We start from the raw sequence: 15,099 nt of genomic DNA on the forward strand, positions 1-15,099 counted from the left end.
GGCGATGTCGCTCATTCACGGCGGAGTGCGGTTCATTCCGACCCGCGCCGGAATCGTCAACCTGTGGGACTACCGCGACCAGGAATTCTGCTTCGCCGACGGCAGATTGGTGCTGCGCGGCCCCAACGGGTCCGGCAAGACCAAGGCCCTCGAGGTGCTGTTCCCGTTCGTGCTGGACGGGCGGATCGAGCCGCGCCGGCTCAACCCGTTCGCCGGTGAAGAACGCACGATGAAGTCGAACCTGTTGTACCGCAAGCAGGAATCGGCCTACTCCTATGTCTGGATGGAGTTCGCGCGCGGCCAGTGGGACGACCCCGAAGCGGTGACCGTCGGCATCGGCATGCGGGCCACCCGGTCCTCGGACAAGGTGACCCGCTGGTACTTCGTGGCCGACGGCCGGGTCGGCGTCGACTTCTCGCTCATCGGGCCGGACGACCGGCCGTTCACCCGCAAGCAGCTGGCCGAGCAGATCGGCACCGATGCCATTGTGGATCGCCCGGTCGAATACCGGAACGCCATCGACGCCAGGATGTTCGGGCTCGGCACCCAGCGCTACGACCAGCTGATCAACCTGATTCTCACGCTGCGCCGTCCGCAGTTGGCGAAAAACCTGGACCCGCGCGGTCTTTCGCAAGCACTCACCGACGGCCTGCGTCCCCTCGACGAGCAGCTGATCCTGGACGCGGCCCGTTCCTTCAGCGATATGGAGGAGGTCGGGCGCACCCTCGAGGGTCTGGTGCACGCCGACAGCGCCACCCGCACCTTCGTCGACGTCTACCGCAAATACCTTGCGGTGCAGGCCAAAACGGATGTCGACCAGCTGCGCACCCGGTTGGACGCGGTCACCCACGCGAGCACCGCGCTGTTCGCCGCGACCGCGCTGCGCGAGCGCCGGGAGGCCGAACGCGCCACCGCCGAGGCGCGTGCCGAGGATGCCGACCGCGCCTACGAGCAGGCGCTCGGCGACCGGGAGAACCTGCAGCGCTCCGGTGCCTACGAAGGTAAACAGCAGCTCGACGATCTGGCCGACGCGGTCCGTCGCCTGGAGACCTCCGCGGGCGTACACCGCGACAAGGCCATGAAGGCCCGGCAGACCCTCGATCAGCGGGCACAGGAGGCAGAGCGGGCGCGTACGGGGGTGCGCACCGCCGCCGCGGCGCTGGCCCGGGGCGAGGACGAATTGCGTTCCGCCGCTGAGGAAGCCGGGATCAACTGGACGGCGCTGTCCGAGACCGCCCGCGCCGAACAGCTCACCGCGACGGTGCGCGGGCATGCCGAGGAACGCGACGCCGACGTGCGCGCGGTGCGGCAGGCCCTCGGCGTCATGGAAACCGCGGCGGCCGAACGCACCAGGGCCGAACGGCTCGCCGAACGCGCCCGCGAACTGAGCGAGGCGGCCGCCGCGGAGGTCGCGCATGCCGAAGCGGCGGTCGTGCTGGCCCGCACCGAAGCCGCGAGCGCACTGCGCAGTTGGTGGGACGAGCACCGCGAGGTCTACTCCCCCATCCGGGACGGACTGTTCGAAGCCCTCGATACCGCGCTCGCCCAAGCCGGTTCGGAGGCGGCGACCGTCGCGGAGGTGCTGGCCGAGCGCACCGAGCCGCTGTTGGACGAGATTCGCAACCGTCGCCAGGAAGCCCGCGGCCGAGCGGCGAGGGCGGCCGAACAGATCGCCGAGCTGACCTCAGAACGTGACCGGGTGGCCGCCCAGAGCGACGACGCGCCACCGCCTTTCGCCGCACGGACGAGGCAGCCGGACGACCGGACCGGCGCCCCGCTGTGGCGACTGGTCCGCTTCGCCGACGACGTGACACCGGAAGCGGCCGCGGGTATCGAAGCCGCGCTGCACGCCGCCGATCTGCTCGACGGCTGGGTCTGCGCGGAACTGCCGTCGACATACGACTCGGACCAATTCCTTGTCCCGCTGCCCGCGAAGGAACGGCCGAAGGGCCGCACGCTCGCCGATGTCCTTGTCGTCGAGGAGGATTCGGACGAGCTCACGGTGCCGCGACAGACGGTCGCCGACGTACTGGCCTCCATTGCCCTGCACGAGGGCAAGGGTGATCCGGCGTCCGGGATCGCGGTCAGCACCGCGGGCGGCTTCCGGCAGGGCGTGCAGGTGGGCAGGCACCACAAGGCCGACGCCGAGTTCATCGGCGCCACCGCCCGTGCCCGCCGCCGTGAACTCCGGCTGACCGAACTCGCCGCCGCGCTCGAAGCCGCGACCGAAACCCAGCGGCTGGCACAGGACGAGGAGGCGGCCGCCACCGCCGAACTGGCCCGAATCTCGGCCGCCGCCAAGGCCTTGCCGCGCGCGACCGCGGTCAGCGCCGCGTTGCGCGCGGTCTCCGAGACGGCGGGCATGATGCGTTCGCGCACCGAGGCCGCCGCGCAGGCCGAACGCGATCTCGACCAGGCGGTCGCCGAGGTCACCTCGGTCGAGAAGAAGCTGCGCGCGGCAGCCACGAAACATCGGACCCCGCGCGATCCCCGCGAACTCGACGCGTTGGCCGCGGCCATCCGGCATTTCGAGAACACCGGCACCGGCCTGCTGCGACTGCGCACCGAACACGACCGGGAGCGGGAACGCGAACGCGAGGGCAGCGACCGCTACGCCGAGGCCAAGGACCTGGCCGAAGCGTTCGCCGAGGAAGCCGAGGCGGCTGAATCCGGCTACCAGGAGCAGCTGCGCAAACTCGAAACCCTGCGCGAGGCACTGGGTGCCGGCGCCGCCGATATCGATCAGGAACTCGACCGAGCGCGCGCGAAGATCGAGGCGACCAAGGCCGAGCAGAAAGCCGCCCGCAAGGCCGCCAACGAGGCGATCGAGGCCATCGGCGACGCCGAAGCCGCCTACCGCACCGCACACGAATCCCTGGGTACCGCGCTCACCGAGGTGCTCGCCGACGTGAAAGCCCTTGCCCCGTACGCCCGGCCGGACCTGCTCCGGCTGCTCGGCGCCTCGACCGAGGGCCGCTGGCCCAGCAGCGAGGCCGCCTGGTCGACACCCGAACAGCTGCTGTACCGGATCGCCAAGGCCGGACCGGACGCCGAACCGCGGGTACTGCCCGAGGAAGTCGCCGAACTGTTCGAAAGCCTCAGCACCGCAACGGCTTCGGTGCGGGCCAGCGAGGCGACCCGCAAGTCCACCCGCAGCGCGGTGACGGCCGCGCTGCAGGAGTTCGATGCCGCGCTCGCCGGGTCGGGTCGCGACTACCGGTTGCAGTGGGACGCCGCCGACGGGCTGACCGTCGTGCAGGTCCAGGACGATGACGGCATGTCGGCGCTCGCCGATTTCGCCGCCCGCATCGACAGCGCCCGCAAGGATCAGGAGCTACTGCTCACCGACGCGGAGCGACGCATCCTGGAAGACGCGCTGCTGACCGGGCTCGCCCAGCAGATCTACGAACGCACCAGCGACGCACGCGATCTCATCGCCCGGATGGGCGCGGAGATGAAGCAGCGGCGGATGTCCTCCGGCAACACCATCGGTGTGCACTGGGTGCTGGCCGACACGCTCTCCGACCCGGCCCGAGCCATGTGCAAACTGCTCGACCGGGACGCGTCGGCGCTCGGCGCGGACGAACTCGCGACGATCCGAGCGCATTTCGCGTCCGAGATCCGGGCGGCCCGGGCCGCGCACCCGGAACGCTCCTACCCCGAAATCCTGGCGGCCACCCTGGATTACCGCACCTGGCGGGTGTTCTCGTTCACCCTGATCTCGGCCGATGGCAGCGAGGACAAGCTCACCGTCGCCAGGCACAGCGCGTTGTCCGGTGGCGAGCAGTCGGTGTCGCTGCACCTGCCGCTGTTCGCGGCCGCGCACGTCATGCTCGATTCGGCCGACCCGCAGGCGCCGCGCCTGCTCGCGCTGGACGAGGCGTTCGCCGGTGTCGACGACAACGGCCGCAGCGAATTGCTCGGGCTCAGCGTGCAATTCGATCTCGACCTGTTCATGACCGGCTACGACCTGTGGATCACCTACCCGCACGTGCCCGGCTGCGCGCACTACGATCTCGCGCACGCCGCCGCCGAGAACACCGTCAGCGCAACGCTTCTGGTGTGGGACAGCGGCGACCTGCTCGCCGAACACGACGGCACCGACCTGACCGCCGCCCTCGGCTCGCCCAACCGCCGTCGCGTCCCGACGACCATCGAAGGCGGGATCGAGCTGACGCCGGTCGGCTAGACGCGGATGGCGAGGGCGCCCGCGGCGGCGCGGGCGAGCTGGTCGGTGACGCGGTCAGCCGACCAGTGCTGGTGCACGGTGAGGTCGTAGACGACACGTTCATCGAAGATGGTGATCCACATCAGCACCGCGAAGGTGCGATCGCTCAGTGCTGTCTTGCCTTGCCGGACAAGCGCGTCCAGTACGTCGGCGAGGATGTCGTGCAGCGCGGTGATCGAGGCGTCGCCCGCGGCGAGTCGTTCGATGAAGCCCTTGTGGCTGCGGATGTAGCGGACCGCGGGACCCCACTGCCGCGCCTGCGCGACCCAGGTGCGGCAGAACCGGTGGAACCGCTCGACCGGGTCGGTGGTCGGGTCGATCGCGCCGAGCGCCTCCAGCAGTTGTTCGATCGCCCGGCGATGGAACGCCTGCATCGCGTCCTGCGGTGTCGGGAAATGCCGGTACGCGGTGGCGACACCGACACCGGCGGCACCGGCCAATTCGGGGATCGAGAAGCCGACCCGGCCCTCGTCCAGCAGGTTGCCGATCGCGTCGACCAGCACCGCTCTACTGCGCTGGGCATCGCTGCGGGTGTTCACCGTTGGCACGACTCCATCCTGCCCGTTGCACAGCGGGCATTGCCGTCCATCTGGATCGACACGCTTGAGTAGAGAAGATCTTCTCAGTTTGCTACCTTGTCAACCGAGAAGATCTCCTCACTTGGGAGGGTGGATGCGCTCAGCTGCTCCCGGCATGTTGCTCGTGCTGATCATGGCTCAGCCCAACATGGCGACCGGCATGATGCCGTACTACCGCCATGCCTGGGACCTGGCGCCGCTGCTGATCACCGTCATCTTCGCCGCGTACCTGTTCGCGCTGACACCGACCCTCTCGTTCATCGGCACCCCGCCCGCGCGCGCGGCCTGGTGGTGGCGGATCGGACTGGGCAGCGCCTGCGGCATCGGTGCGGACATCGCGATGAGTCTGGCCGATTCGGCGGGGCCCGCCCAGGTGGCGCGGGTGCTGGCGGGGCTCTCGGTCGGGCTGGTCACCGGGTCGCTGGCCGGGCTGATCCTGGAGCGGTCCGGCGAAGGGGGCCGGACCGCGATGGCCACCGCGACCGTGCTCGGTTCGGCACTCGGCACCCTGGCGGCCGCGTGGGTCGCTCAGTATCTGCCCGCGCCGGGTGTCACGGTCTATCTCGGTCATGCGGTGTTGCTCGGTGTCGTCGCGGTGGTCGTGCTGCTCGATCGAAGCGTGCGGGATCGCGTTTCCGTCGGCACACACCGACCGGTGCAGCCGCCCACCGAACCTCCGACCGCGGGGTACCTCAACGGAATTGCCGCGTGGGTGTCGGCGGGGCTGGTGGTGGCGCTGCTGCCGAGCTATGGAGCCGAACTGCTCGACACGACGAGCCTGCCGCTGCTGGCGCTGCCGGTCACGCTGTATCTCGTCAGCGCCTGGGTCGTCCAGCGCGCGGTGCCGCCGGGCGCCTTGCCCGCCGAACCGATCCTCGGTCAGCTGACGATCATCGTCGGTGTCGCGCTGGCCGCGACCGTGGCCGCGACCCCGAGTCTCGCGTTGCTGTTGACCGGCGCGGTGGTCGCGGGGTGCGGGCAGGGTATCGCCTACCGCACCGGCCTGCGCATCGTCAGCGCCGCGACCCCACCCGATCAGCACGCGCGGGTGGCGTCACGCTACGCCGCCGTCGCGTATCTCTGCGCGGCCGTCGCGACCATCGGTTTCGGTGTCGTCGCCACCCTCGGCACGATGCAGGACGCCGTCATCGCCGCCGCGCTGGTGTTGCTCGCGGTCGCGGCGGCCACCGTTCTCGTCCGGAAACGTGCAGTGCCGCACGCCATTACAGCCGCGCCCACCGCGGCAGCCGAAACAACCGCATAGCCGGATATTCGTCACCGAATTATCCGCCGATCACTCGATGCAGCGCAGCGCTCCGCTGCGCATTTCGGCGTTGCCGAACTACTTGATAAACAATAGTTTTCACGGATCGGGCGAAACAGACACGTTACCTGAGTTCACCAGAACACAAAGGACGGCTGATTTACTGAATTACAACCACCGAGAAGTACCGGTGTAATTCATATTTCGCACAGCGATCGGACCGTTGACATGGCCGCACCGACACAGCTCCGCCCCGTTACTCACCGCCGCTGCAACCCGTCTCGATTCGCCGCGACCCGTGCGGCGGAGGCTGCCGGAACCCAGCCGCTCAAACGCACGCTCGGCCGTTTCGACCTGGTCGCGATGGGTGTCGGCGCCATTGTCGGCGCGGGCATCTTCGTCACCACCGGCGTTGCCGCCGCTACCAAGGCGGGACCGGCGATCGTGCTGTCGTTCGTGCTGGCCGGGACGATCTGCGTGCTGGTCGCCCTGTGTTACAGCGAACTCGCCTCGATGACACCGCTTTCCGGCAGCGCGTACACCTACACCAGGGCGACGCTAGGCGAAGCACCCGCGTTCCTGGTCGGCTGGAATCTACTGCTCGAATACGCGGTCGCCGCGGCCGCCGTCGCCATCGGCTGGTCCGGACTGTTCACCGCTATGCTCAATTCCCTTTTCGGCGTGACACTTCCACGTGAAATAACCGCGGGCCCGGCCGATGGCGGCATCGTCAATCTGCCCGCCCTGTTGATCACCGCCGCGATAATATCGGTGCTGATATTCGGTGTCGAGCTCACCGCGGCGGTAGTGAAGGCATTGGTGGCGGTGACGGTCGTCGTTCTGATAGTGGTGATCGCAATCGGCGCACCGCAGGTGGACACCACCAATTGGACGCCATTCATGCCGTTCGGCGTCAATGGCATCGCCGCGGGCGCGGCACTCGCCTTTTTCGCCTACCTCGGTTTCGATATCGTCGCCACGTCCGCGGAGGAAACCCGCGACCCGGCGCGCGATCTGCCCTGGGGCATCATCGGTTCCGTTGTTGTCGCCACCGGACTGTATGCGGCCGTCAGCGCCGTACTCACCGGCGTCGCGCCCTACCCGAGCTTGAACAACGCCGCCCCGGTTGCCACCGCGCTCGGCGCGATCGGCGCGGGCTGGATCGGCCAGGTCATCCTGGTCGCCTCGGTGATCGCGCTGACCAAGGGCCTGCTGATGCTGTGCTACGGGCAGACCCGGCTGATCTTCGCGATGAGCCGGGACGGAATGCTGCCACGCGCGCTCTGCCACACCAGCCCCCGCGGCGCGCCGGTCCGCCTGAGCCTGCTGCTCGGTGCGGCCATCGCCCTGGTCGCGGCATTGCTGCCGATCGGGACGGTCGCCGAGCTGGTGAATATCGGCGCGCTCTTCGCATTCGTCATCGTCGCGCTCGGCGTGCTGATCCTGCGCCGCAGCGCTCCGGATCGGCCGCGCCCATTCCGCACGCCGCTGGTGCCGTTGGTGCCGCTCGCCGCGATCGCCGGATGCATCTGGTTGGCAACCACTTTCGAGGGCCTCACCTGGCTGCGATTCGCGCTGTGGAGCGCGCTCGGTGCGGCCGTGTACTTCGGCTACGGCCGCCGTCATTCCGTTGTTGCCGCACAGGAAGGATTCCGGTGACCGCACAGCTCGACAGCATGTACCCGACCACGGTCGACTTCGGCACGCTCGACGAGATCCATCGGGCCGCCCGTGCCGTGCTGCCCGCGGCGGTATTCGACTTCGTGGAAGGTGGTGCGGGGCGCGAGATCACATTGCGGGCCAATCGGGAGGCGTTCGACCGGTGGCGGATCCTGCCGGACCCGATGAGCGGGGTGGCGAATCCGTCCACCCGCACCTCGTTGCTCGGCAGGACGCTCGAAACGCCCATCCTCACCGCACCGTTCGGGGGCGATGCGATGTTCCATGCCGACGGGCATCTGGCGGTGGCACGGGCGGTGCGGCGGCACGGGACGGTGACGATCGTCCCGGAGGCGGGTAGTTACTCCTACGAGCAGATCCGTGCGGCCGCCCCGGATGCGGCGCTGATTGCTCAGCTGCATCCGTTCGCCCACGCGCCCGCCGTCGCCGAACGGATCTACCGCGCGGGCTATGCCGCGCTGTGCGTGACGGTCGACTGCCCGATCGGCGGCTTCCGCACCCGCAACATGGCCAACCGCTTCGCGCCCGACATGCGGCAGTTCGGCGGGAACCTCACCGGCCGCGACGGCGCTCCCGGCGTCGCCGAGGTGTTCGGGAAGCTGCTCGAACACGGTGCCGCGGCCTGGAATTGGGCCGATCTGCGGGAGGCTGCCGCACTGTTCCGGCTGCCATGGATCGCCAAGGGCGTGCTCACCCCCGATGCGGCCGAACGGGCGCTGGCCGCAGGCGCTTGCGCGATCGTGGTGTCCAACCACGGTGGCCGCCAACTGGACCCGGCACCGGCCAGCCTGGACATGTTGCCGCCCATCCGGGCGGCGGTGGGCCCGGAGCTGCCGATCCTGTTCGACAGCGGAATACGCACCGGCAGCGACGTTTTCCTCGCGCTGGCATTGGGCGCGAACGCCGTGGTGATCGGCCGGTCGGCGATCTACGGCCTCGCCGCCGCGGGCGAGGCGGGGGTGAGCCGGGTGCTCGAGCTGCTCACCGAGGAACTCCGCACCCTGATGACCCTGTCCGGTGCCGCGACCATCGACCGAATCGACGCCACCCGACTGATCGGAGCGCAACCATGAGTAGTGCACCCTTTCCGTCCGCTCGCCGTGGTTCCGGGCTGGTGTTCACCTCGGGGCTCGCCGCGATCGACCCCGCCACGCTGACCCCCACCGCGACCACCTTCGCCGCGCAGGTCGAATCGGTGCTCGACCAGCTGGACAAAGCACTCACCGAGGCGGGCAGCTCCCGAGCGCAGACACTGAAGCTGGACTGCTATCTGGCGGACCGCCATTGGTTTCCGGAATGGAACGCCGCGTTCGCCGAGTTCTTCGGCGCCACCGCTCCAGCTCGCACCACCACCGTCACCACCCTGCCCATCGAGGGGCTGCTCATCGAAATCCAGGTAATCGCGCTCGCCGATTAGCCGTGTATCAGGAGGATCCGCCATGACCGCTGCAACAACCACCGTCGCGCTGTTCAACCACGCACCGCCCGCCGGGCTCACCATCCGCGATGTCGTCGAGGGGCAGACCGCCGCGCAACTGGTAGTGGCCGCCGACGATTGGGGATGGTGGGCAACGCTGTTGAACGGCGACTCTATCGCGCCGACCAGCGGCATTCAGCAGACCGTCAGCGACGGCTTGGTCCGCGCCGGGTTCCTCACCCGCCGCGGGCACCGGTTCCAGCTGACGCACACCGGCCACGATGTCGCCAAGAACCGCGGCTTCGTCCGAATGGTCACGCGCGGTTGGGAACCCACCTTCCGGCAGCTGGCCGACAGCGCCGATCGGGCGTTCATCCCCGCCGCCACCGATGCGGGCGCGGTGGCGCGTGGCTGCACGGATATCGCGCGGCGGCGCCCGGAGATCCTGCAAGGCATCGGAAAAGCCATCGCCGCAAGCGGTCCCGGCTGCACGGTCGACCTCGGCTGCGCGGACGCGGGCCGGGTGCGCGCACTCGCCCAGGTGGCTCCGGCGGAGCAGTTCATCGGCGTCGATATCGAGGCCCAGGTGATCGCGGCCGCGTCCGCCGAGGTGGTGCAGTCCGGCTACGCCGACCGAATCACGTTGCTGCCCGGCTCCGTTCAACCCGAAGCATCTGATCCCGAATGGCTCGCGGTGCTCGACCGGAGCAAGGTGACCACGGCGATGTCGTTCTTCCTGCTGCATCAGCTGGCCAGCGACGGCGGCGGCATCATCGCCGTATTGCGGGAATGGATGCGCTGGTTCCCGAATCTGGAGCGACTGGTCATCGGCGACGGGTACCTGCTGGCGGCACCGCAGTGGTCGGGGCAGCCATGGTTCTCGCCGACCTACGAGATCTACCACACCATCACCGGTGTGCGGCTGTGGACGAAAGAGGAGTACGAGGCGGCATTCGCGGACCTGGGCTGGACCGTCGCCCGCACTTTCGACGACCACACCATGCTGGTGACCTCGATCCTGGAGCGGTCGTGACCACGGTCGCCGACCGATCGACATCCGGGCGGCGGCACTGGACGAATACACCGTCGACGAGACCGGCCGTTGCGGACAGCGCCCGCGCGGCATCGTCCGGGCGGCCGACCTCGAGGATGTGCTCGGCACCGTCGAATGGGCAAGGCACACCGGCACTCCGATCATCTGCCGGGGCGCGGGCACCAGCCTGGCGGGTCATCCGCTGGCGCGCGGCGACGAAGTGGTGCTCGATCTGTCCGCGCTGGACGCAATTCGTGACATCTCCCCCACCGACTTCACCGCGACCGTGCTGCCCGGCGTCACCCGGACCCGACTCAACGCGGCCGCGGCCGCATACGGGTTGCAGTTCACCGTCGACCCCGGCGTCGATGCCAGCCTAGGTGGTATGGCCGCCACCAATGCCAGCGGCACCACCACCGTCCGGTACGGCGGTACCGCTCGGCACAGCCTTTGGGAGATCGGCACAACCTGTTCTTCGCACTCGAGGCCCGCCATTTGGGCCACCGGTTCCTGGTGACCGACACCGCCGTGCCGTACTCGCGGATCGCCGACGCGGTGGCGGCGGCCGAGCGGCTCGGCGGACTCCTCGACCTGAATATCGCGGTCGCGGGCCACATCTGCGACGGCAATGTGCACGTGGTCGTTCCCTACACCGCCCAAACCATGGCGCGAGCCCGGGAGTTCTCCGATCAGGTTGTCCGCCATGCACTCTCGGTCGGCGGGACCGCCTCCGGGGAGCATGGCATCGGGCTGGCCAAGAAGCAGTACCTGCGTGCCGAGCACGGTGCCGCCGTCGAGTTGACGGCCGCGGTCAAACGCGCGCTGGATCCGCTCGGACTGTTGAATCCGGGCAAAATCCTCGACTGACGCCTCAGCGGGGCCCGTGCCCGAGGCCGAGCAACGCGGCGACGATCTGGCCGGTGGAATCGAGCATGGCCGCGAAGATGTCCTGCGGCACCAGCTTTCCATTGCACCAGAGGACATTGCAGTTCGACGGGGCGTAGGGACCGACACCGAACAGGATCTGGGCGGTGTGCTCCGGATCCACCCAGAAGGCGAGATCGTCCAGGCCGCTGATGGGCGGGCCGAAGGTGTCGCCGTAGCGGTAGGGGTCATCGACCGGTTCCGCGGGCACATCGGCGACGGCCGCGACGACGCGGCGCAGGAATTCCTTGTTGTCCGGGTTGGATTCGGCCGCCAGAGAGGTCTGCACATTGCCGGTGTCGATGCCGCCGGGCACGCCGAGCCGGACGATCACCATGTCGCGGCTGGGGATCACCACGTTGAACTGGCCGAGTGCGCCGACGAAGGCGTACAGGTCGCGAGGTGTGCCGGGGAACATCGGATGGTCGAAGGTTTTGGCGGTGGGCACCGACGCGGTCTTATACGAGTCACCGGCATTGAGCCAGAACAGGAATCCGTAGCCGCCGTTCGCCGCCGTGGGCCGGCGGGCCTGCCGAATGTAGTCCGGGTCGATGAGTTGGGTATCGCCCCAGCGGCCTTCGTGCAGCAGGAGCAGACCGAGCCGGGCCAGGTCATCGGCACGCATGGCCAGACCGCCGTTGACGGCGGTGTTTCCGCTGCGGTCACGCAGCCACACCCACTGGTCGCGGGCAATACCCAAGGGCTGCATCAATTCTCGCTGGACGAAGTCCTGAAAGTCCATCCGGGTGCTGATTTCCACGATCTTCGGCAGCAGCGCCAGCACCGCCTGCGCGTACTGGAAGGTGGTGCCCGGCTCGAATACCGGTGGCGTGTTCAGCGTTTGCAGCACCTCGTCGGTGGCGATCCCCGCGATATCGGCGGCCCAGGAGAAGCGCAGGCCGGTCGTCTGATTCAGCACCTGACGCACGGTGAGCGCGGCATGTGCGGCATCGGCCCGCGGGAAGAACTTGCCGAGCGGATCGTCCAAGCCGAAGTAGCCCAGGGTGATCGCGCGGCCCACCGCGACCGACGTGACACCCTTGGTGGAGCTGGCCAACGGCACCGGTAGGTTGCCCGTGCCGGTGCGGTCACCGACCAGGCAGCCGTGGCGGTATACCTGAATCGCGTACGCGCCCTTGGTCGAACCGAAGTTCAGCGCGTCCGTCAGCGCGGCGGTATCGATTCCGGCGGCGGCCGGATCCACTCGCTGGGCCGATTCGCCCGCGGCGGGTTCGGCACACCGGGCCGTGCTGCTGGGTGCTGCCGCGGCGTTGGGGCCGACCAGCGAAAGGGTAACCATGGCGGTGGCGCCGAGCCCACCTGCCCACGCTCGACGGAATTTCATTCTCGACCCATTTCTGTTTCGTGCCTGGTTAGTTCAGGGCGTCGGCAAGTGCGTTGCGCTGCACGCTGAAGTACGTCTTGTCGGCGGGCAATCGCCAGTTCGGGCCGATGAAGTACTCCGCGGCGGTGTGGTCACCGAATGCCATATAGCGCAGCCACGCCAGCGCGGTGCCCGCGGACAGGTAGTTGTCGAGCCCGTCGACCGGCGAAAAGTGGCTCACGCCACGGGCGTTGGCGATCCACGCGGGCGCCTGGAAGGTGAGGTTGTATTGCCACCAGCGCACCCAGGCGAAGTCGGGCACCACGAAATCGTTGTAGCCGGTGACGAACAGCGTCGGCACCGTCACCAGTGCACCCACCGCGAGCGGTCCCGGTTCGATCGCCAGCACGCCGAGCACCCGCATGGCCGGATCGATGATCGGCGCGATGCCGGGGAACACCGTTCCCGCTTGCAATGCCGCCTGCCCACCGCCGGAATGACCACCGAAGATCGTGCGGCTCAAGTCGATTTTGTTGTATAGCGGGGAAGTCGAGTCACGATTGGCGACGACCGCGGTGGCTACGCCGAGGGCAGGCACGTGGACGAGCGAGTTGAAGAACTCGTACGGAATCGCCACGACGAATCCGTGGCTGGCCCACTGTCTTGCGAGCGCGTCGTACATCCCGGGGTTCGCGCCGAACCCAGAGGTGAACACCAGCAGCGGGGCGGCGGGGAGTTCGGCGATATCGGCCGGATAGTAGGTGTTCACCCCGATCGGTGACGCCAGACCGTTGGGAAACGCCTGGGTACAGGTCATGTCGTCGCGGTTGCCGAACATGTGCACCACGATGTGCTCGAACATGCCGAAAACGGATTCCTGACATGGATTCGTCCGCACCGGTGTCGCGACTGGGTGCGGGCCGGGCTTGTTGAATACGCTCTGCGCGGTGGCGCCGGGCTCCAACTGGTCCGCGAGAGCGGCGGGTGCCGCGAGCACGGCGGCCGAGACCGCCATCGTCGCCACGAAAACCGCGGCCCCCGAGCGCATTCGGGCGACATACCTCATCATCGAGGGCTCCCTCATCCATCCGGCAGCGTCGCCGGACTCACTTCAGTTGATAGTGAAACCATTCGGTCTCGCATTTCGGAGGCTACCCGGAAGTGGCATACGACACAATGGGCATACGAAAGTGACCCAGTCCGAATCGGACTGGGTCACTTTCCTGCTCGCCGGAACTACTCCGGCACTACCGGGTGCTCGCGTCCGGTCGCATCGGCGGGCAGACCCCGCCGGGGGTGGTCGCCAATTCGAAATGCCACCACTCGTTGTCATACATCCGGCACAACCCCCACCGAGTGCCGTTGGCCTCCAGCCACTGCGCCCCCTCGATCGGCCCGACGTCCACGGCACGACCCGACACATGCGTCGACTCCTCGGGCGGCAGCACCCACCGGCGCGCCGCATCGGGGCCACCGTAGGTCGCCACCCCGTTGTCCCACATCTGCTGCTGTTCCTCGAACGAGCGGTACCCGGACGTGATCGACAACGGCACCCCCTGCGCGTGCGCCTCGGTCTCCGCCAACGTGTACGCCAACGCCAGCCTCGGCTCCAGCCCCTCGGCCCCGGCCGCCGACCCCAGCGCCTCCCGCTGATCGATCTGCACCCCCGGCCCGGCCACCGCCTGCGGCGCCATCAACCCCGCCGCGACCAGCGCGGGCAGCACCGCCACCGGTAGACCGAGCACCAACCGAGTCCGCACACCACTCCGCAAAACCATGTCGGCGATGGTAATGGCCCGCTTCCGCGATGGGGGCGGTCGGTCCGACACTCAGAGATCGAGTTCGATCCGTAGCTTCGACGACAGGCTCTCCATCGTCTCGGTGCTGAGCTCGCCGAGTGGGCCGGACAGCCACGGCCGATAGGTGCTGGTGATCAGGTCGACCCTGACCCAACCCGCCACCGGATCCGCACTGCCGAGCAGAACCGCGACCATCGACTGCGGGTCCAGGCATTCGACGGGCGCGGTCAGCACCCGAACGCGCTCGTCCGGCAGGCGATAATCCGCCGAGACGACCACACGATATGGGGTGCGCGGATCATTCTCCCGAGAAGGGCGGTCCCGCTCGAACTGGTAAACCTCGCCCCGCCTCATCCGCGCCGGCCCCGACGCGCCTCGGCGTCGACTTCTGCCCCGTGTAGGTCAGCGAGCTCGGCCTCGGCCACCTCGACGTCGTGCATGCCGAGACTGCTATCGCGCGCCGCCGAGCGAATGGCGTCCTGGTAAAGCATCCAACTGTGCGCACAGCGCGCGAAATACGGCGACAGCTGCATCCCGGCATCGGCGGCGCCCTGCTGCAGGTCAGCAAGCACTGCCTCATCAACGGTGAGAGTGATCTTCCGCGTCGCCATACGGTTCACCATACCACTGGCCATACCGGCAGCCCGCGATGTCGGTTGCGCGGTTCGGACTCGTGCGATCGATCTCGGCGCTCGACCGGACAAGGGGGACGACGAGGAGTCATAGTCATTGGGCATGGCCCATGCTTACCCGAATTCCCTTGCGTGGCAAATGCTTCATCCACAAGGAACGGACGTTGTCCACAATCTATCCCGTGCTGTGGATCACAGTGTGCGGTCGGCTGCTACCAGT

Annotated in this window: 14 protein-coding genes; 8 read left to right on the top strand and 6 right to left on the bottom strand. The window is 68.3% G+C overall.

The genetic code is table 11. The features are described 5' to 3' along the window. Nucleotides 1-4: 4 nt before the first annotated feature. Nucleotides 5-4,189 (top strand): TIGR02680 family protein, encoded by a 4,185-nt coding sequence (locus tag ACFK0J_RS24995; protein ID WP_378731256.1) that lies wholly within the window; start codon nt 5-7, stop codon nt 4,187-4,189. On the opposite strand, the gene ACFK0J_RS25000 is transcribed toward ACFK0J_RS24995, so the two are convergent. Beyond that, nucleotides 4,186-4,776: a TetR/AcrR family transcriptional regulator gene (locus ACFK0J_RS25000; RefSeq protein ID WP_378731258.1), complete on the bottom strand. Its 591-nt coding sequence runs from the start codon at nt 4,774-4,776 to the stop codon at nt 4,186-4,188. The two genes, ACFK0J_RS24995 and ACFK0J_RS25000, sit on opposite strands and share 4 nt — an antisense overlap. Before the next feature lie 124 nt (nt 4,777-4,900). Here ACFK0J_RS25000 and ACFK0J_RS25005 point away from each other — a divergent pair, with 124 nt between their 5' ends. The 7 genes from ACFK0J_RS25005 (at nt 4,901) to ACFK0J_RS25035 (ending at nt 11,067) form a co-directional block, all read left to right on the top strand. Beyond that, on the top strand, nt 4,901-6,070 hold the full coding sequence (locus ACFK0J_RS25005; protein ID WP_378731261.1) for a hypothetical protein: 1,170 nt from the start codon (nt 4,901-4,903) through the stop codon (nt 6,068-6,070). Nucleotides 6,071-6,298: 228 nt separating this feature from the next. Beyond that, nucleotides 6,299-7,729 carry an amino acid permease gene (locus ACFK0J_RS25010; protein ID WP_378731264.1) on the top strand — a complete coding sequence of 477 codons (1,431 nt, stop codon included), beginning with the start codon at nt 6,299-6,301 and terminating at the stop codon, nt 7,727-7,729. After that, nucleotides 7,726-8,823, top strand: coding sequence for an alpha-hydroxy acid oxidase (locus ACFK0J_RS25015; protein WP_378731266.1), 1,098 nt, complete (start codon nt 7,726-7,728; stop codon nt 8,821-8,823). Before ACFK0J_RS25010 ends, ACFK0J_RS25015 begins: the two co-directional genes overlap by 4 nt. Then, the gene (locus ACFK0J_RS25020) at nt 8,820-9,167 is read left to right on the top strand and encodes a RidA family protein (RefSeq protein ID WP_378731268.1); all 348 of its coding nucleotides are present in this window, start codon (nt 8,820-8,822) and stop codon (nt 9,165-9,167) included. The genes ACFK0J_RS25015 and ACFK0J_RS25020 overlap by 4 nt, the downstream gene beginning before the upstream one ends. A 22-nt stretch (nt 9,168-9,189) precedes the next feature. Continuing rightward, the gene (locus tag ACFK0J_RS25025) at nt 9,190-10,200 is read left to right on the top strand and encodes a hypothetical protein (protein WP_378731270.1); all 1,011 of its coding nucleotides are present in this window, start codon (nt 9,190-9,192) and stop codon (nt 10,198-10,200) included. A 118-nt stretch (nt 10,201-10,318) separates the two neighbouring features. Further along, on the top strand, nt 10,319-10,717 hold the full coding sequence (locus tag ACFK0J_RS25030; RefSeq protein WP_378731272.1) for an FAD-binding oxidoreductase: 399 nt from the start codon (nt 10,319-10,321) through the stop codon (nt 10,715-10,717). After that, nucleotides 10,714-11,067, top strand: a complete 354-nt coding sequence (locus ACFK0J_RS25035; RefSeq protein WP_378731274.1) for an FAD-linked oxidase C-terminal domain-containing protein — start codon at nt 10,714-10,716, stop codon at nt 11,065-11,067. Before ACFK0J_RS25030 ends, ACFK0J_RS25035 begins: the two co-directional genes overlap by 4 nt. 4 nt (nt 11,068-11,071) lie before the next feature. On the opposite strand, the gene ACFK0J_RS25040 is transcribed toward ACFK0J_RS25035, so the two are convergent. The 5 genes from ACFK0J_RS25040 to ACFK0J_RS25060 form a co-directional block, all read right to left on the bottom strand. Further along, nucleotides 11,072-12,469 carry a serine hydrolase domain-containing protein gene (locus ACFK0J_RS25040; protein WP_378731276.1) on the bottom strand — a complete coding sequence of 466 codons (1,398 nt, stop codon included), beginning with the start codon at nt 12,467-12,469 and terminating at the stop codon, nt 11,072-11,074. A gap of 28 nt (nt 12,470-12,497) precedes the next feature. After that, nucleotides 12,498-13,517 carry an alpha/beta hydrolase gene (locus ACFK0J_RS25045; RefSeq protein WP_378731279.1) on the bottom strand — a complete coding sequence of 340 codons (1,020 nt, stop codon included), beginning with the start codon at nt 13,515-13,517 and terminating at the stop codon, nt 12,498-12,500. Between the two features lie 178 nt (nt 13,518-13,695). Continuing rightward, entirely contained in the window at nt 13,696-14,226 is a 531-nt protein-coding gene (locus ACFK0J_RS25050; RefSeq protein ID WP_378731281.1) for a M15 family metallopeptidase, read from the bottom strand. Nucleotides 14,227-14,277: 51 nt separating this feature from the next. Next, nucleotides 14,278-14,526: a hypothetical protein gene (locus tag ACFK0J_RS25055; RefSeq protein WP_378731283.1), complete on the bottom strand. Its 249-nt coding sequence runs from the start codon at nt 14,524-14,526 to the stop codon at nt 14,278-14,280. 71 nt (nt 14,527-14,597) lie between these two features. Continuing rightward, the gene (locus ACFK0J_RS25060; RefSeq protein ID WP_378731285.1) at nt 14,598-14,858 is read right to left on the bottom strand and encodes a hypothetical protein; all 261 of its coding nucleotides are present in this window, start codon (nt 14,856-14,858) and stop codon (nt 14,598-14,600) included. Nucleotides 14,859-15,099 lie beyond the last annotated feature (241 nt).

The sequence above is a fragment of the Nocardia brasiliensis genome, assembly GCF_042691675.1.
Lineage (GTDB): Bacteria > Actinomycetota > Actinomycetes > Mycobacteriales > Mycobacteriaceae > Nocardia > Nocardia brasiliensis_D.